This window comes from Clostridium sp. FP1, from assembly GCF_011065975.2.
Classification (GTDB): Bacteria; Bacillota; Clostridia; order Clostridiales; family Clostridiaceae; genus Clostridium_AD; species Clostridium_AD tagluense.
The window spans coordinates 1,585,295-1,604,202 of sequence record NZ_JAAMNJ020000001.1 but is presented as its reverse complement, the minus strand read 5'-3'; the positions used below and the strand labels follow the sequence as shown (position 1 = coordinate 1,604,202).

The window sequence follows — 18,908 nt, the reverse complement described above, 5'->3', positions numbered from 1 at the left end:
CTCTATGCTTTATAAGAACCATAAAAGTTCGTAGTTTCAACATCACCGGTGGTTTCCTTTGGGATAATAGCCATATTATAGATTTTATCTATATAAAGAGGGATACCGCTTAATAAGTTATTATATTGATCAACAACATAATAATTATCCGTATGACCACTACTGGCTCTTTCTACACCAATATTTACTACAGCATTATATAGCGAATCTTCTGCTACTGTTCCTATAACTCTGACTTTTGTTATAGTAGCTTCTCCGCACTCACATCTCATAACCACTTTTATATGAAAATAACAGTATTCTTGCACGTCTGGGTTCTTCATTATCTAAAAATACCTCCATTGTTCCTAAACTTAGATCATGGAGCCAATTATGGCTCCATGGTATTTAAAATAGTTAATATTAAACGTTAGGGGTGTATGACCAAGCTTGAGTTGCAGACAAAATAGTATCTGATCCTAAAATTTTTGGTACAATTGACAAAGTATAAGAAGTATTAACTACTTGAGCTGTAGCCCCGGCTGTATTATTATAGGTTATTGTTCTGTAAAATGAACGGTTTCTAGATGCAGTAGAAGCGTTAGTAACGTTAAGGCTAATTGTCAAATATCCAAGACTATATGCCGCAACTGTTCCTGTAACAGCAACCACACGCGGTGAACTAGTTTTTGGAGTATCAAAGTTAAGTGTTAAAGCCATAAAAAATCCATCTCCACAAATTTATTTTTAAGGATTTTCATCCTGTTATAATATATGAATTTGTACATAGAATGTACCTAATAGTTTTTTAAAGTGATTTCAAATATCTCAAGATTTCGAAAATGAATTAAGAACTGTTAATTAAATTCTACATAATATATATGGAAGTATTTGATTGTTTTTAATTGGAGGATAATAAATGAAAAATGAAGTAAGTCTGTGTATGATTGTTAAAAACGAAGAAACCTACTTGCCTAGATGCCTTAGTAGCATCAAGGATATTGTTGATGAAATTATTATAGTTGACACAGGTTCCACGGACAGAACTATAGATATCGCTAAAAGCTTTGGAGCTAATGTTCACTATTTTAAGTGGAATAATAACTTTAGTGATGCTAGAAATGAATCATTAAAATACGCTACTAAAGATTGGATATTGATTTTGGACGGAGATGATGAATTATATCCAGGCGATCAAGAAAATTTAAGAGATTTATTAACTAGGCAGTTAGATGAAAATGCAATTTATTATTTTGAAACCTTAAACTATTATGGAAGTATCATTGATGATAATTCAATTACTATAAATCTAAATCCAAGACTATATAAAAATAACCAGGGAACTCACTATGATGGAGAAATTCATAATCAGTTAATATTTTCAGAAAATAAATATAATGCAATTTACACACTTATAAAAATTCACCATTTTGGGTATATGAATAAAAGCATAGATTCTAAAGATAAGAGAACTAGAAATATAACACTGTTAAAGCAGCAAATAAAAAAAGACCCAGATAATTATTTTGCACACTTCAATTTAGGCACTGAATACGCAGCTCTAGATGATGTGAAAATGGCTTTGGAACATTATTATAAATCCTATGAAAACTTTGAACCTCACAATGGATATAGTTTTTTACTTATATTCAGGATAGTCTTTTTAAATTATAATATAAAAGATTACGATACAGCTTTTAAATTTATAAATATTGGTCTTGAGAACTATCCTAAGTTTACTGACTTATATTTTTTAAAAGCTCTTATTTTAAAAGATATGAATATGCCTACACTTCAGATAAAGTCTCTGGAGAAATGCATTGAGCTCGGAGAAGCACCTTCTGAATTAAAGTGTTTATATGGAGTAGGAAGTTTCAAAGCATATTATGAGTTAGGTAATGCATATTTGAAACTTAAGGATTATGATGCTGCATACAATTATTATATTGAAGCAATGAAATCAAATCCTGATTTCATTAATCCACTATATTCTATTGGTCATATATTAAAGAATAAAAATACACCTTTCGATGATTTCAAAAAAATAATAGAAGAGTTCTTTTCTGATTATCCCAAAGCTAATATCATTATTGCAAATTTATTTTACACCGAAGGCTTTTATAAAACAGCATTGGAGTACGTAGAAAAATGTGAACTTGCTGGAATTATTCCAGAAGACCTAATGTTGCTTAAAGCTAATTGTCTTGTAATGTCTGGCGACTTTAATGAATGCATTAAAATGAACAGTATAGCTGAAAGTAGTTCTAGTTATTTATATTTTTCCATGTACAAGGTTATAAGTAGCATATTAACTAATAATTATGATAATGCACTTACTTTATTAAGTAATTTTAAAGAGGATGATTTATCTAAGTATAATAAAAAACAATATAAAGTTTACTCACAGTTCTTAAACTTATTTACAAAAGAGCCCACTTCTGTTTTATCTGAAGAAGAAAATGACCAGGAATACCTTGATATTATTTTAGAAATCTGTGAAATATTGCTCATAAACAATAAGTTTAATGAACTTGAAATAGCCGTAACCTTACTAAATTTAATAAATAATAAATTTGTACTACTCAATCTTGGAAAACTATATTATAGCTATGGATATATTGAACTTGCTAAAAAAGAAATAATGAGATCGATAAAAGAATTTGAAGTTTATGATGGAGAAGGTTTGGAGATATTACTGTGCTAAGCAAATACTTTAATGTTATGTATTCTATACATTAAAAAAATAATAGGTAGGCAACATAGAATATTATGTTGTCTACCTATTATGGCTATTTCTTTAAGTTTATATTAATATCCTTATTGTCAAAAAATTCACCTTTAATAATTCAGTTAGCTAAGTATTAAAATCATTTATTAATATTTGGCCATCATCTTTCAGATGTTTTTTTACAAATCTTAGAATTTTCGGAAATTCATCTAAATCCACATGTATACTTGAAAAAATTATATAATCAAAGAATTTGTCTTTATAATTTAATTCATAATTTCCACTGCTTCCAATGTTTCCAATTATAACCTTTGCGAAGATTTTCGCTATTTCCACAGCATTTTTATTTGATTCTATACCATATACATTAACATTTTTAAAATTATTTTTTATTTCAAGTAAATTAGCACCACAGCCACAACCAATTTCTAAAACGTTAAATTCTTCTGACTTAGGTTTATTTATTAGTTTAATTATTTCATAACTTATAGATTTACAATATTCCCATCTAAATCCCCATTTTTTTTCGAATTTCTTTTGATTTATTTCTAAAATTTTATAATACTCCGGAGGATTTTCACCAAAGGTAGCATTACCATAATGATGGATAAAGGTATCTTTGCAAAGCATTAATCTATATTCAGCTTTTCTTATTCTTAAAGAATAATCATCATCCTCAAAATTTCCTGGAGTAAACCCTTCATCTAATAGCCCAATTTTTTCTATCACTTCTCTTTTGATACATATACAAAATCCAATTAACTTTAACCGTTCCTCCCACTTACTTTTATCAGAAATATTATATTTTTCTGCAAAACATATCATTTCTTCCATGTTATTATATCCCACACTTATTTGCTGATAATAAGGACACCTATTAGCAACTGCTCCAACTACACCTATATCTTCCGAACTATATAAACACTTATTTAAATTCATAAGCCAATTTGGAGTAACCACCACATCATTATTTAAAAGTAGAATATTATCTCCCTCAGCAATATTTATTCCCTGGTTACAGCCTTTTGGAAAACCAACATTTTCTTCATTAAATATTGTTTTTATGTCTCGCTGATTATTTAACCAATCAACGGTACCATCAGTAGAATGATTATCTACTACAATAATTTCATAATTATTTTTATCTGTATATTTTCTTATGCTTTCAATACAGATTTTTGTATATTTAAGTTTATTGTAAGTTAAAATTACTATACTTGTAATCATACTATTCCTCCACTATAAACATTATTCTTAAAGTCACAAAGAAAAATCTAGCATTTTTTATCCTACTAGATTTAACATCATTTACTTGTTAGCTATTCTATAATGGTGTTAGTACATCTTTACCACTGATTTAAAACACCTATTACATAATTAATCTCTTCCTCACTCATTCCATACCATATTGGTAAACTTAGTATAGTCCTTGAAATTTCTTCTGCTATAGGAAAATCCCCCAGCTTATAGCCTAACTCCTTATAGGCCTGTTGAAGGTGTAGCGGTATTGGATAATGAATTAAAGTCCCTATTCCACTATCTTTCAAATACCGCTCTAATTCAGTTCTGTATTCTGTCCTCACAGCAAATACATGCCATACCGAATCCTCAATTAGGTTTACAACTGGAAGAACTATTTTACTATTATTTATTTTTTCAAGATACAGTTTTGCAAGCTTCTGCCTATCACTATTCCATTTATCCAGATACTTTAGCTTTACTCTTAAGAATTCCGCTTGTATTTCATCCAGTCTTGAATTAACCCCCTTATATTCGTTGCAATATTTAATGATTGAGCCATAGTTTCTTAATGCTCGCACCTTTTGTGCCAGAATACCATCATTGGTGAGAATAGCTCCGCCATCTCCTAATGCGCCCAAATTCTTACCTGGATAAAAACTAAACCCAGCTGCATCGCCAAGACTTCCTATTTTTTCACCTTCATACATTGCTCCATGAGCTTGCGCTGCATCTTCTATGAATTTTAAATTATATTTTCCACATAGTTCTCTCACTTTATCAGCTTCTGCAGGTCTACCATATAAATGAACAGCAATAACTGCCTTTGTTCTTTTGGTAATAGCCTCTTCAATTTTATTTACATCCATATTAAAAGTTTTGATATCAGGCTCCACTAGAACTACCTTGGCTCCAACATAAGAAACTGCTAAAGCAGTAGCTATATAAGTATTAGATGGCACAATTACTTCATCACCTTCTCCAAAACCATATCCCCTTAAGATAAGACAAAGCGCATCTAATCCATTCCCACAACTTATACAATACTCAGTATTACAATACTTTGAAAAATCCATTTCAAAATTTTCTACACTTTGTCCTAAAATAAACCAATTTCTATCATATACTCTTTTAAAAGCTTCTATAATCTCATCTCTTATTTCGCTATGCATTGGTTCAAAATTTAAAAATGGTATTCTCATCGAAATCACTCCTAATATCTTTTGACTGCTTCTTCCATATAAAAGTCAATATTTCGTATATAATCACTTTCGCTATAGTAATCAGATGCAAGTACCAAAAGAACAGCACCCTCACTAAAATCATACATTTCTCTCCAGATATACGGTCCAATATACAGGCCCACTGATGCATCTTCTAATATAAATTCAGTCTCTTCTTTTGGGTTTTTCACCTTTATTTTTACAGAGCCATTAAGACATATTAGCACTTGATGCAGTTTTCTATGTGCATGGAAACCTCTTTTAATTCCCTGCGGTACTTTTGTAATATAATATATACGCTTTATATCAAATGGAACGTCCAGCATTTCCTCTATAGGTGTTAAATCACCATATTTACCATTTATATTTATAAATTTTAACAAGGAACAATTATACATATTGCCTCCTTAATAAATAGTGCTATATACTCTCACTTATTAACCATTGCTCATATCCTAATTTATCCCAAGGCATTCCTCTAGAAAAAGTATATTTCCAGGGATAAGTTTGCTCCCCTGTCTGCTTATTTTTTACATCTTGTATTGGGAAAGTCCTCTTTACTGAATTACCAACTACCAGCGTTTCTTTTTCTACATTTTTACCTACTACACTTCCTGCTCCAACTAATGAATCCTCACCTATATTTATCCCAGGTAAAATTATGCTACCAGCAGCAATTACTGCATAAGATTCTACAGTAACGCCTAACAATGTTTGTGAAGGAGGTGTTGGATCATTAGTTAATATAACATGGGGGAAAATCCAAACATAATCTTTTATTACACTTTTCTCTCCTACAAATACGTTACTATGCAGACTAACATAATTACCTATGCTACAATCTTCTTGTATATCTGATAAAGTTCCAATTCTAACGTTGTCTCCTATTAGTAATCTTTCTCTTATAGTTACTCTATGACCAGTTTGAAAATTATTGCCTATAGTTGTATCACCATAAACAATTGTTTCACTCCTAATTAATGCATTTTCTCCAATCACTAAAGGATGAACCTTATTTATTCTATCAGAATAAAAATCCATTAAATATTCTCCAAGAATACATCTGGCCCCAATATAACTCCCCTTTTTTATATGAATATTGTCTCTTAGTATTACCCCGTAATCTATATAACAATTATCTTCTATTATTACATTATCACCAATAATTACATTGTCTTTGATTGTAGCACTATCTGAAATTATACAATTATTCATTAACCCACCTCAAATTGTTTTAAAAATTCTCTTAGATATCCTTCATCTAATTTAAAACTATTCTGATAATACCTAAATGGTGTTTCTTTAGAAAGTTCTGCATCTAAAAAATAACACTGCTGTCCGAGTATTCCAGCAATATTTGAAAACCAAGGCCATTCAATCTCTTTAGGTTGTATGCATATGACTTTTGCATTTTTGTTTGTAAATATAATGTTTGTAAATCCAGACCCATATACACCTGCTAAAAATTCAGCTTCAGAAAATGTTTTTAATTGATCATAAAAAGACATTTCTTCTGGAAAAATGATTTCATAGCCATTCTCTGAAAAAATTTGTTCAACAATGTCTTGATTTTCTAATCTAGGGTTCCAGGTATTTCGCCTAGAGATAAATATTTTTCTAAATATATTACTTTTTATTGTTAAATTTTCATTTAATAATTTGATACCTAGATCACTTATCACACAATCTTTATTTTTCAACAAATAACCTTCTTTAATCTGAAAAGGATAAATCGCTAAGTCTGAAATATAAATTAATTTTTTTATATTATAAACATTTCCTTTTTCAAAAAAAATAATTTTCCTGCCATTTTTTCTTAGCATTAGTAATTCTTCTAGGAACGGCCGTGTTCTAATACAAATTTCATCTATCAATATCGGAACATTATCGTATTCATTTATTCCATTAATAAGACATAATTTAGATAACACTTCTGTATGAAAATGAGAAAAATTATAAGAGCAACCTGCTATAAGCATTATTCCTTCATCAATGGTTTCAATTGGTTCACTATAGTTAATATAAGTAGTATTTTTATCTACATATACTGTTTTATTAATTTTTAAATCAAATTTATTTTCATCATCCGTGAAAGGTAGATCATAAATACAATAATCATTTTCATCAAAAATTATATAATTTCCACCAATTATATTAACATTATTTAATTCAGCTATATAAATTTCGGGATACTTAACATCTATATAATTATTAGCTTCAGGGTTTCCTCTGTAATCTGGTATATAAATTTTCTGGGAATGTTCCTCTTTTTGTATAGAATATTTGAAATTATGAATATTACAATATTCTTTACATGAAATATTCTTTAATCTCCTTTCCATGACCATTTGGTGGTTCCTCCTTTTTTGGCATGTACTAATATTTAGCATTGTTTAATTTAATTATTTATTTTAAATTCTCATTTGGAAAACACCTTTAAGATCCTTTGATTAAATCTAAATAAGGTAATATTTCTTTTTTTCTAACTAAGGCTAAATCATCATTAAAAATTTCTTCATTAGTCATCGAGATACCTCCCTTTCTGTATTTAACAATATATCGTTGTAAAAAACCAATACTGCACCCCTTTCTTGTTAAATATAGCCATCTTGGATAATCCTCCATCACCTTATATTCTTCATCATACATACCATATCTATTTATAAGTTCTCGTTTGTAAGACACACCCGGACCAGGTATAAAATCACCACTACACAACACGCTATAACAATCAATAGGATTACCATAGATATATTTAATATATTGCCATTGAGGCATTGTTAATAAGTATTCCTTTAATTGTTCATCAAACATAGCTATATATCCAGCTAATATGAGATAATTCGTGTCTAAAAAATATTTTACAATACTAGTTATAACCTCATCATCAAAGAGTAAATCATCACAAGCAATATTAATGAAATAATTACCAGTTGCTAAACTAATTGCATTATTTAAGTTCTTAACTGTTCCTAGATTACTTGAATTTTGATTTATTACATAGTTAACTATATTTTCTTTTTTATTATCCCTTATAAATTGTTCTATTTCATCTTTCTTAAAATCACTAGAATAATCATCACTTATGATAATTTCAATATACTGATAATTCTGATGTAAAATTGAATTTAAACACTCCTTTATATATTGTAAATTATTATAAGACAATACCAACACGCTGACTATATTACTAGCATCCACAAATAAACCTTCCTCTCTATATATAAATCCCTCTTGATATCTCACTCATTCTTAGGGTTTTTAGAATTTGCTTACGGTTAGAGCTTCTTAAAAATTCATTAAGCAGCATCCTTTAGAACTTACAACTACTTAATCTATTTTATGCATAGCGTGATATTTAGTTTACTACTGATTGAAAAACAGGTATCAGTTTAATCAACCTTGCACTTCATCAATCAAACAACTATTTACCTTCAATTCCACAGGATATACTATGCCTGTAGTTTTATTAATTAAATTACAAATATCATCAGGATTTTTAAATAGTTCATTTAAATCAGTTTCATTTTGTAGTACGACTCCGTTACCATTTTTAATAACTTGCTGAGCAACATTTCCACTAAAAGGGTTTGTTATTACAAAACACCCAGCACAATAACTTTCAAAATAAGTAAAGGAGTACGTTTCAGGACAAATAGACCAAAGTATAACAATGTCAATATTATATTTTTTTAAAGCTTCAGTCATTGCACCTTCACCATCTTCAATAAAAGATACAAGTATATTGGTTACGTTAGATAATTTTTCGCAGCATAAACCAAAATGGTAAATATCATAATTATATTTATTTTGTTTAACAAAATTTCGCCATACAGCCCATCCTTTATTTTCTTGCTGAGATCCCACATATGCTACTTTAATTGTTTTATTACCCAACAAATTTTTTTTATAATATTCACCAACTAATACTTGGTGAGGAATTACATAAACTCGATCTCTTAATTCCGGAAAAAACTTTACCCATATATTCTTTGCTACTTCGGAAGGTGCAATAAATATCATATTAAACTTATAAAAAAAACTATTGATTTTTTCAAAATGTTTAACTCTTTCTTTGCCATATTTACAGCTACTGCAATAATTTGAAATATGATGTGAATCGCCACAATAATAGATATCATCCTTTAGTAAATTACAATGAGGACATATACTATAGTAATCATGTAAAAAGAATTTAATATCAGCTTTAATATATTCCAATAACTTCTCAATTGAACTGATATCAAATCCTAAAAGATGATGAATATGAACTTTCATAATATTTACATCTAATTTCTGAATAACAAACAACATAATTTTCAGTTGCGATATTGTAAAATATCCAATTAAATTAGAATCTACATTTAGCGCTATCATCTGTAAATCAGGTTCATTTGACATTGATACTATCTGTTTATAAGGGAAAATTTGAATATACGAAATTTTTTTATCTAAGAATAATTTTTGTTGTTCATAAATTACTTTCTCAGTACCCCCTAATATTGTCCTATAATCCGAATGTGAAATCACAAAAACTGTGTTATTGTTTTTAAGTTTTTGTAATATTTTGTTTATACTCTCACGTAAATCATTTTTTATATACTTTTCCAACTCTTCCTTCACTGATGGTCCATTGTAGGTTATTAATTCCATATCTTTAGAATACTCATTCAGAAACTCTATTCTAGACATTTGATATTGCTCTTCATTATTAAGATTTCTATAATAATTTAAACACCATGGCTCAAACTGCCTTGCAACTACTAATTCATATCCTTTTTTTAAAAATTCAAGGCTTTGAGAAATATCATAAAAGTTCCCACCTTTAAAAGCATCATCTCTCCAGGGAACATCATATTGGGTTACCATTACTGTACCATCTATACATTTAACGTCTTCATAATAATTTTTTATTTTGTTAAATTCTATAAAATTTTCTTTTCCTTTGTAAATAAAATTATAATTTCCATATTTTAGATTTGATTCCCACCATATACCACTTTGAGGAATTATTTTTGCCCCTGCAATACCAATCATTCCTATCTTTTTATTACTATTAAATATATTAATAGTATCCTGTATAAAATTTTTATTTAGTATAAATGCATCTTCATGAAAATAAATTTTGTATTTTGCATCTGATTTTTTCATTGCCTCATTATAAGCTTTTGTAATACAATTCGCGTTTTCTATACGTATATTTTCACTTTCATAGGATTCAGGAATTTCCAACTGATTAATAAATACCATGGATTTTTGGTACATTGTTTCATCATTGACGCAACAAATAAAACATATTTTCTTATTATTCACTATTATCCGCCCCTATATTTCTTAAAATTTTCCCCACTCTTTATCCTTATCAGATAATATAACTTCATTAACATCTTGTACTGGCCAATTAATATTTAAATTAGCATCGTTCCATATTATCCCACATTCTTCTTTAGGATAATAAAACTCCGTACACTTGTACGCAAACTCAGCTTCAATAAATTAGTAGTACATTTATAAAAATTTCAGGGTCACCAGTAAATCACAACATGATATTATCTATCCTCTACCTTAAAATCTCTACTCAATATATAATCTAAATCTATATCTTTAGCTAATATATTAGCATTCATCAAAGAACTAAATGTCCCAGCATCTGTCCACCATCCCTTCATAATATCGTAGGTAAGAGAACCGTCTCTTATATACCAATTATTAACATCTGTGATTTCAAGTTCTCCTCTATTAGATGGTTTTAATTCTTTAATAACATCAAAAACTCTATTATCATACATATATATTCCTGTAACACAGTAATCACCTTTAGGATTCTTAGGTTTTTCCTCTATTGAAATTATTCTACCGTTCTCAATTTCTGCTATTCCATATCTTTGAGGATCTGCTACTTTCTTTAACAATAACTCTGCACCTTTCCCCTTTTTTTCAAAGTTTTTTACATATTCATATATATCATCTTCAAATATATTGTCTCCAAGTAGGACGATGCAACTATCTTTTCCTACAAACTCCTCACATAATCCCAATGCTTCTGCTATTCCTCCAGGTTGATCTTGTATCCTAAACGTATATTTAACTCCATATTCATATCCACTACCTAATAAATTTACTATAGCGCCCATATGCTCTTTTCCTGAGATAATCATAATATCAGTAATATCTGCTTGTTTCATTTTAGCAATTAAATAATATATCATTGGATATTTTCCTACAGGAAGTAAATGCTTATTTGTTGCTTTTATTAAAGGATAAAGTCTTGAGCCCGTTCCCCCTGCTAGAATTATACCTTTCATAAATACCACGCCTCTTTAAAAAATTTTGTAATTAAACCTAGAACTATATATATGAAATACCTATTTATACATAGTTTTAAAGTTCAGTATATTATATTAATCTACTACCTGCTTTTGTTACACAAATAAAAAGATTACTACATTAATTTAATGCAGTAATCTTTAATAAATGTTTAAACTTATTCATATATCATACTATTTCTAGTTAGATTGCTATCTATTATTAAATATTCGTTTTAAAAAGGATTCATTAATTTTAGAGTTAGATATAGTTAGTTTTGAGTTTAAATCATCCAACTTACTTTTTAAAGCTTCAACTTCTTCAATAAATGATAAAATTTTACTTTCATCCTCCATATTAACCCTATCTTGCTGGGAGGTTTTCTCTTGCAATTTTATAATTTGTTTTTCTTTTTCGTCAAACTGCTCTTTTAAAATTAATATTTCTTTTTCTTGCTCCATACTAGCATTTTCTAATTCATTGATTTTCTTTTCTTTACTTATTAAACTCTCTTGAAGATAATCTATATTTTCATTTAATAAATTCTTATCCTCTTGAAATTTTATACACTGTGTATTTATATCTTTCAATTTATTTTCATATATTTGAATTCTAATAGCATATTCTTGTATACTGTTATTGAATAGAGTAATTAACTCACCTTTCTGTCTCAATTGTTTTTCGTATATAAGCATTTTATTATAAGCAACATTTAAATAAGATTTAGCCTCTAATAAACATTGGTCACATTCTTTATAAATTTCATCTTTATTAGCCATACCACTATCTAAAGTATTATAATCATTTGGAATTATTAAAACTTCCACCTCATCATCATCCATTACATACATTTCATTAATAATTAAATTCCTTATACTTCTAGTTAAATTAGACTTATATATTGATTTTATAACATCCAATGAAGCTAATAATTCAATATAGGATGGCGAACTAAAAGTTTTCCCCTTATCCTTTGTGAAACAGTTATAAATTTCATTATTATTTATCCATGAGCAATATAAATGACCTTCTATGGCAAAAAAAGAACAAGATTTTATATCCGAGCCCTCGAATAATGTCTTATGTCCTTCTTTAATAGCTTCACTCTGTGAATAAATTAAGATATTTTTATCCTTTTCCTTTTTTATATATAATGAATGTATACTGTTGTTAATTGACAATAGTGAATAATCTATAAATGGATTATCGCTTTCATCTATTATATGAAAATCTGACCATCTATCTAATTCAGTATTTAAAATCTTATATCCAAGTTTATAGTCCTTTTGTAATCTTTCATACATAATTAGTAGCTTGTTGTTCTCATCTGCAACAATAGTGAAAGAATGATTATATTTATCACTGCTTTTATCTATTATTTTAGGTGATGCTAGATTAAAGTTTTCATCTACTACTTGATTAAATAATGTTCTAATTTTAGTTTTTTTATTTAATACATTATAAAATAAATAAATTTCATTTTTATTTAATATAGCCTTAAAAGAGATGTCATATATTTCAGTAGTCTTTTTAAGAATAACTATATCCTCACTCCATTTATTCCCCTTTAAAATACGCAACATTATGTTTCCCTTTAAATCTTCATATAAGAAATATATATCATCATTAGGAAGTAATAACACAGAAAAGTTTCCGCTACTTTCTTTTTCTAGCTCATTATAATTAGATTCTTTATCTTCTTTTAATATTCTATATAAAATTCCCTTTTTTTTATCATATGTAAAATTCCATGTAGTATAGTCTGATTGCTTTAAAACATAAAAAGTCTTTTCAGGCAAAAACATTAGTTTATCCCTTCTTTTTAATTATTCTTTATATAAAATATGCTAACCATATTGCTAATTATAACTTTAATTTTTTTTCAGAAATTAGCACACATTCTATGCCAATTCATATTATGGTAGTGTAGATATAAAGTTAGAAATATTTATATTTGTTTAAAGGGGAGGTAAGTATTGTGAAAGAATGTACTACAAAAAAAGAAATTAAAGACATAATGCTAGAAATGGAAAGTCTATCAGAAAAACAGATAGCAACTACATTAACTGAAGAGACTCTTAAAGAGCTTATGGAATCAAATGGATTCAATGCTACTAAGGCTGGATTTAAAGCTATTCCTACATGTACTCCTGACTGCAAAGACTGTGTAAACACAGTAAATTTCTGCTGTAAAACAACCATTGGACCAGGCTTTACTGTAACTCTTGACCCTGCCCTTACCGGTATACAATTTAACAGTTGCTTGTTCTGCTTTACAGATCCTTGTCCTTGTAATGTTACGGTTACACCTGGAGCAGGCTGTCCTACTTTCTGCTTATCATTATATCCCACAAGAGTAATTGGGGGTATTCAATTTAGAGCATTTACAGGTAATGCTGTAGGTGACGAATGTGCAGGTGCTGGCTGCAGCGGAGCTCTTAACGGTCCTATAAGCTGTGACGGATCACTATGTGTAAATAACATTGTAAGTTATCAACAATGTCCACCAACATTAAGCGAAGCACAACCTAAACCTATACCTGCTGATAGTCTTACTGTTACTGTTACTGCAACTCTAGAAAGATGCGATACTTGTACTGGCGGAACCGGTTCTCCTTGTGAAGATACTGTTGTAAAATTCAGTGGTTCCTTTGAGATAGATCCTGTATGTCCTACACCTTCTTGCCCTAACACACCATGTCCAACACCAGTTTGCCCAACAATATGTCCACCAACACCAAGTTGTTCTCCATGCTGCAGATAATTAAGATTGTATTTAAGGATATCCTCACAAATGTGAGGATATCCTTCTTTAAGTGATATTATTAAATCATCACCTGCGGTGCTGTAATATTATAGCCTTCCATGATTAAATATTAAAATAAAATATTAAATTTTTCAAAGAAATACTCATCATCATATACACGTTCTATTGCGTATTTATTTCTCTGACTTACTATTAAACCTGAATTTCTATCTATCTCACCTGCTGCATTAAAAAAATAATAATCTCTTCTAGCTACATCCATAACCTTTTTAAGTCTCTCCATTTTAAAATGTGAGCAAGCAAGACATATAGTATTATAGGTAACATTTGCAACAGTTACTTTATATGGGTGACTTTTTCTGAAAAGGTGTTGTACTATTACATCAGGATTAATAATCATTCTATATCCATAAAGCCATGCTTTAAGGCATATCTCTTCATCCTCTCTACCCCATACCTGAAAAAGATGATCAAATCCACCTATTTTATCAAACGCCTCTCTGGTTATTCCAAGGGCTGCACCACCCGCTAGTGGAATCTCATCTCCATCCTTTGGTTTTTTTGAAAACCAAGTAATTTTAAATTCATCATTCCACGTCTGTCCATAACCTGCTAATGATATATTGGTAATATCTGCAATACATGGTGCCACTAAAGAAGCTTTCGCCTTTTCTAAAGTATCAATTAAATTATCTGCCCACATATCAGGCACTTTTACATGGGCATCAAAGAAAAATAAGTATTTTCCCTTAGCAACTTTTGCCCCCATATTTCTTGCTGCTGCTGCTCCTATATTATTAGTCATAATTAAAACAATATCTCTATATTTTTCTTCACTTATATAAGATTTTAGAAACTCTGTACTTCCATCTGTTGAAGCATCATCTACTACTATAATTTCACACTTAAGATGATTTTTAGACTCCAGTAATGAATCTATTGTCCATTTTATATTGTTAACCTCATTTTTACAGGGAATAATTATTGAAATATCTACGTTACTTTCATCATCAATTTCATATAATTCATTAATACACTCTATCAAAATTAATACCCCTCCCACAATTTGTCCATTTAATATTTATTATATTTATGTATATGGAATAATGTACTTATTTTTTGTTTCTGTAATTAGATACGCAAATAATTAACAATAATTGTATATAGGCATAATCTATACTAAACCGTTAATTTTTTTAAATTTAAGTGTGGAGGTAAATTATGATTGAAGAATTCAATAGAGAAAAGATATTAATTGCACAGTTTAGAGAAAAACTAAAACAAGATTTTAAACCTGGAGTATCTATAATTGCTTGTACTAATAAAGCTAATTATATCCACAATATTTTTATAAACTTTGAAAGGTCTAATTATCCTGAAAAAGAGTTACTATTAATTATAAATAATAATAAAATTAGTTTAGATGAATGTAAACTTAAAGCTGCGAAATTTAAATATGTTAAAATATTTCAATTAGACGAAACTTGTACCCTTGGTGAATGTTTGAATTTTGGAGTTGAAAATTCAAAATATGATTACATTTCTAAGATGGATGATGATGATTATTATGGCTCTAACTATTTAGAAGATACTATGAATGTATTTAAATATACTGATGCCGATATAACAGGCAAATTAACTTACTTTGTATATTTTGAGGATAAGAACACTTTAGGTATTATGTGTAGAAATTGGGAGTATAGATATGTTTTCGCAGTAGCTGGTGGCACTATTACAGCTAAGAAGGAAGTCTTTAATAGTGTTAAATTTCAAAATATATCTTTTGGAGAAGACAAATTATTCCTTGAAAATTGTCATGAATCAGGATTTAAAATTTTTTCTAGTGATAAATACAACTATGTTCTAATGAGACATAAAAATTTAGAAGAACATACTTGGAAAATAAACTCTGAAGATTTTATTAAACACGTTAATATAGTTTCAGTTATACATGATTTTGCATCTATTATATCAGTATAAGAAAACAGTGAATGGAATAGTTTTAGATTTTAAAATTAAGACAACTTAAAGGGCATATCGCTAAGCCCTTTAAGTTTGTAAAATATACTAAACTAGTACATAACTAATTCTATTGTTCTCATTTACTATTCTGTAAATTCCGTTAACAATTATTTTATTATTTTTTATTTCCTGTACTACAATATTTGTATCACTTTCATCAAATCTAATAGCTTTAGCACAGCCTCTTGAAATATTACTTGGGGCTGATATTAAATCAATTTCACACCCCTTACGGAGCAGATTTTTATATAATAATGTTGAATGATTATTAGAAACTAAAACTACAAGGTATTTAAATTTCATGAGCTTCAACTCCTATTTACTACAAATAAGAAAAGTGTTTCACTTAGAATTTCAATAAATATTAAAATTGTCCATTTATTGAATACCTCTTCCTCCTATCATTATATTCACATGTTGATGAAAGGTTTTTATATTTCAAAAAATAACCTGTATAAAAGGCAAAAAATATGCATTTAGATTTTCTCATTTATAGATATACATAAAAAAAAAGCCTCTTTTAAAGAGACTTTTTTTCACCTATATCTTTTAAGGCTTTAATAAGTTTTTCAATGTCTTCTAAATTATTAAAATACCCTGGACTTATTCTAACTGTGCCTTTGCGATTCGTGCCAATTGTTTCATGTATTAAAGGTGCGCAGTGAAACCCTGTTCTCACCGCTATTCCTTTCTTATTTAATAACTCTCCTACTTCCGAGCTATCTATATTGTCAAGATTTAAAGAAACTACTGCTCCTCTATTTTTATAATCAGTTCCTCCATAAATTTTAACATAAGACAATTTACTTAATTCTTTTACTAAATATTCTACTAACATAATTTCATGTTTTCTTATATTCTCTATTCCTATTTTTCTAATAAACCTTATCCCCGCGCATAGTCCTGCTATTCCTGGTGTATTTAATGTTCCACTTTCGAATCTATCAGGTAAAAAGTCGGGTTGCTTCATAGAAAAGGACTCACTTCCAGTTCCCCCTTGTTTAAACGAATCCACTTCTAATCCTTCTCTTATATATAAACCCCCTGTTCCTTGGGGACCATATAATCCTTTATGTCCTGGAAAAGCTAATAAATCAATATTATCTTGTGCTACATCTATAGATATAACTCCCGCACTCTGCGAAGCGTCAACCATGAAAATTATTCCTGATTTTTTGGCAAGTTCACCTATAGTTCTTATATCTTGAACCGTTCCAAGTACATTTGAAGTATGGTTTACTATTATTGCTTTGGTATTTCTACGTATCTCATTTTTAAGATTATTAATATTCAAATATCCATTTTCATCTACAGGAAGAAGCGTAAATGTTATTCCTTTCTCACTTAGATAATTTAATGGTCTCAGAACTGAGTTGTGTTCAATTACTGTGCTAATAACATGATCTCCTGGCTTTAATATTCCTTTTATCCCTATATTCAGAGCTTCAGTAGCATTACTTGTAAAAACAATGTTAAACATATTAGGAATGTTGAAAAGTTCACTGAGCTCTTGTCTTGTATCCATAATTTTAGCTGAAGCCTCAACTGCCATATCATGAGAACTTCTGCCAGGATTTGCAGCATAATTCTCCATGCATTTTAATACTTGGTCATAAACTTCCGATGGTTTTGGAAAACTAGTGGCAGCATTATCAAGATATATCATAAAATCCTCCTATTTTGCATATAGCATTTTATTCTTTATATAATATGCTATATATATAAAATAGTGCCACCCACGTGGCAAGTGGCAAAAGGGTGGCATACGATAAATTTGCTACCCTTTTTAATAGTCCCTATTCTTTAGCATAAAAGACACCCTTTCGAGTGTCTTTTATAGTATTATTTAATTTAAAGTTAGCTCGTAATTTATTCCCAGTGGTTTAATGGCTTGTCTACCTAAATCTATTACAACGGTCACACCTATTACGCCTATTGCATCTATTGCAACGGTTATGCCTATTGCAACCGTTAATATTATCAAACCGATCATCATCATCATCATCATTAAAGCTATTGCAAAAGCTTTGATTAGAACAACCGGGACACCAATCGTTATTATTAAATCTATCATCATCTAACCTATCATCGCACCTATTATTACGTTTTTTCCTAATATCTGATAATTCTTTTATCAATTCATCAATCATTTCATCTGATATTTCATTAGACTTATGAAAATTTTTAGACATATATAAACCTCCTATTTTGTTATAACATATATTATGAAGGCTTGTCTAAATACGTGCATAATAATTATTTAATTCGGAGCACTTTCTCTCTGCTGCAACCTTTTTATACTTTAATCTCCTAACTGAGTGACACATACACATAACTTGCTTTCAAGCTAGTTTTATTACATTATCATCATATGTTCTTATTTGAAGATCATAAAGAAAAAATCAATACTGGAAGTTGCGAAGATCATGATGATGAGCCATTGCTACAAAAACGTGAGGATTATTAGAATGTAAAATCAAATCCATTATAATACCATTGTTAGCTGATCATACATTACGTGAAGCAAATCACTATTTGCATTTATTGAAAATATATTTGCCACCCAAAATAATTAAGGGTGGCAAAGGGGTGGCATATAGACCAAATCAAAGGATTAGTTACTTGTAAAACCTAGTTCTTCAAC

Annotated in this window: 19 protein-coding genes and 1 pseudogene; 4 read left to right on the top strand and 16 right to left on the bottom strand. The window is 29.0% G+C overall.

Annotation, left to right across the window (positions count from 1 at the left end; genetic code table 11):
* Window positions 1–2: 2 nt before the first annotated feature.
* A complete protein-coding gene (locus G9F70_RS07760) occupies window positions 3–323 on the bottom strand; it encodes a hypothetical protein (RefSeq protein WP_164945478.1) in 321 nt (106 codons plus the stop codon).
* A gap of 79 nt (window positions 324–402) precedes the next feature.
* Window positions 403–699 carry a hypothetical protein gene (locus G9F70_RS07755; RefSeq protein WP_164945477.1) on the bottom strand — a complete coding sequence of 99 codons (297 nt, stop codon included), beginning with the start codon at window positions 697–699 and terminating at the stop codon, window positions 403–405.
* A gap of 199 nt (window positions 700–898) precedes the next feature.
* Between G9F70_RS07755 and G9F70_RS07750 the strand changes: the two genes are divergently transcribed.
* The gene (locus tag G9F70_RS07750) at window positions 899–2,683 is read left to right on the top strand and encodes a TPR domain-containing glycosyltransferase (RefSeq protein WP_164945476.1); all 1,785 of its coding nucleotides are present in this window, start codon (window positions 899–901) and stop codon (window positions 2,681–2,683) included.
* 150 nt (window positions 2,684–2,833) lie between these two features.
* On the opposite strand, the gene G9F70_RS07745 is transcribed toward G9F70_RS07750, so the two are convergent.
* The 10 genes from G9F70_RS07745 to G9F70_RS07700 all read right to left on the bottom strand — a co-directional run bounded on the left by G9F70_RS07745 (window position 2,834) and on the right by G9F70_RS07700 (window position 13,280).
* Window positions 2,834–3,934 carry a glycosyltransferase gene (locus G9F70_RS07745; protein ID WP_164945475.1) on the bottom strand — a complete coding sequence of 367 codons (1,101 nt, stop codon included), beginning with the start codon at window positions 3,932–3,934 and terminating at the stop codon, window positions 2,834–2,836.
* Window positions 3,935–4,053: 119 nt separating this feature from the next.
* A complete protein-coding gene (locus G9F70_RS07740) occupies window positions 4,054–5,148 on the bottom strand; it encodes a DegT/DnrJ/EryC1/StrS family aminotransferase (RefSeq protein WP_164945474.1) in 1,095 nt (364 codons plus the stop codon).
* A gap of 11 nt (window positions 5,149–5,159) precedes the next feature.
* Window positions 5,160–5,567, bottom strand: coding sequence for a sugar 3,4-ketoisomerase (locus tag G9F70_RS07735; RefSeq protein WP_164945473.1), 408 nt, complete (start codon window positions 5,565–5,567; stop codon window positions 5,160–5,162).
* Window positions 5,568–5,589: 22 nt separating this feature from the next.
* Window positions 5,590–6,384 carry an N-acetyltransferase gene (locus tag G9F70_RS07730; protein ID WP_164945472.1) on the bottom strand — a complete coding sequence of 265 codons (795 nt, stop codon included), beginning with the start codon at window positions 6,382–6,384 and terminating at the stop codon, window positions 5,590–5,592.
* Window positions 6,384–7,517, bottom strand: coding sequence for a glycosyltransferase family 61 protein (locus tag G9F70_RS07725; RefSeq protein WP_164945471.1), 1,134 nt, complete (start codon window positions 7,515–7,517; stop codon window positions 6,384–6,386). The genes G9F70_RS07730 and G9F70_RS07725 overlap by 1 nt, the downstream gene beginning before the upstream one ends.
* An 88-nt stretch (window positions 7,518–7,605) precedes the next feature.
* A complete protein-coding gene (locus G9F70_RS07720; protein ID WP_164945470.1) occupies window positions 7,606–8,370 on the bottom strand; it encodes a glycosyltransferase in 765 nt (254 codons plus the stop codon).
* 195 nt (window positions 8,371–8,565) lie between these two features.
* Window positions 8,566–10,482, bottom strand: coding sequence for a glycosyltransferase (locus tag G9F70_RS07715; protein ID WP_164945469.1), 1,917 nt, complete (start codon window positions 10,480–10,482; stop codon window positions 8,566–8,568).
* 21 nt (window positions 10,483–10,503) lie between these two features.
* Window positions 10,504–10,662 (bottom strand): dTDP-4-dehydrorhamnose 3,5-epimerase family protein, encoded by a 159-nt coding sequence (locus tag G9F70_RS07710; RefSeq protein ID WP_164945509.1) that lies wholly within the window; start codon window positions 10,660–10,662, stop codon window positions 10,504–10,506.
* Between the two features lie 56 nt (window positions 10,663–10,718).
* Window positions 10,719–11,474 (bottom strand): sugar phosphate nucleotidyltransferase, encoded by a 756-nt coding sequence (locus G9F70_RS07705; protein ID WP_164945468.1) that lies wholly within the window; start codon window positions 11,472–11,474, stop codon window positions 10,719–10,721.
* 213 nt (window positions 11,475–11,687) lie between these two features.
* On the bottom strand, window positions 11,688–13,280 hold the full coding sequence (locus G9F70_RS07700; protein WP_164945467.1) for a hypothetical protein: 1,593 nt from the start codon (window positions 13,278–13,280) through the stop codon (window positions 11,688–11,690).
* Between the two features lie 173 nt (window positions 13,281–13,453).
* Here G9F70_RS07700 and G9F70_RS07695 point away from each other — a divergent pair, with 173 nt between their 5' ends.
* Entirely contained in the window at window positions 13,454–14,239 is a 786-nt protein-coding gene (locus G9F70_RS07695; protein ID WP_164945466.1) for a hypothetical protein, read from the top strand.
* A gap of 112 nt (window positions 14,240–14,351) precedes the next feature.
* Here the strand turns inward: G9F70_RS07695 and G9F70_RS07690 are convergent, their stop codons facing one another.
* Window positions 14,352–15,287 (bottom strand): glycosyltransferase family 2 protein, encoded by a 936-nt coding sequence (locus tag G9F70_RS07690; RefSeq protein WP_164945465.1) that lies wholly within the window; start codon window positions 15,285–15,287, stop codon window positions 14,352–14,354.
* Window positions 15,288–15,463: 176 nt separating this feature from the next.
* Between G9F70_RS07690 and G9F70_RS07685 the strand changes: the two genes are divergently transcribed.
* Window positions 15,464–16,222: a glycosyltransferase gene (locus G9F70_RS07685; RefSeq protein WP_164945464.1), complete on the top strand. Its 759-nt coding sequence runs from the start codon at window positions 15,464–15,466 to the stop codon at window positions 16,220–16,222.
* An 87-nt stretch (window positions 16,223–16,309) separates the two neighbouring features.
* On the opposite strand, the gene G9F70_RS07680 is transcribed toward G9F70_RS07685, so the two are convergent.
* The 3 genes from G9F70_RS07680 to G9F70_RS07670 form a co-directional block, all read right to left on the bottom strand.
* Complete coding sequence (locus G9F70_RS07680; protein ID WP_164945463.1) at window positions 16,310–16,567, bottom strand: DUF3343 domain-containing protein; 258 nt, start codon at window positions 16,565–16,567, stop codon at window positions 16,310–16,312.
* Window positions 16,568–16,784: 217 nt separating this feature from the next.
* Complete coding sequence (locus G9F70_RS07675) at window positions 16,785–17,930, bottom strand: aminotransferase class V-fold PLP-dependent enzyme (protein ID WP_164945462.1); 1,146 nt, start codon at window positions 17,928–17,930, stop codon at window positions 16,785–16,787.
* Window positions 17,931–18,159: 229 nt separating this feature from the next.
* Window positions 18,160–18,456: a hypothetical protein gene (locus G9F70_RS07670; protein WP_164945461.1), complete on the bottom strand. Its 297-nt coding sequence runs from the start codon at window positions 18,454–18,456 to the stop codon at window positions 18,160–18,162.
* A 265-nt stretch (window positions 18,457–18,721) separates the two neighbouring features.
* On the opposite strand from G9F70_RS07670, the pseudogene G9F70_RS07665 reads away from it, so the two are divergent.
* Window positions 18,722–18,892, top strand: a pseudogene (locus tag G9F70_RS07665) (DUF2935 domain-containing protein); the annotation flags it as partial.
* Window positions 18,893–18,908 lie beyond the last annotated feature (16 nt).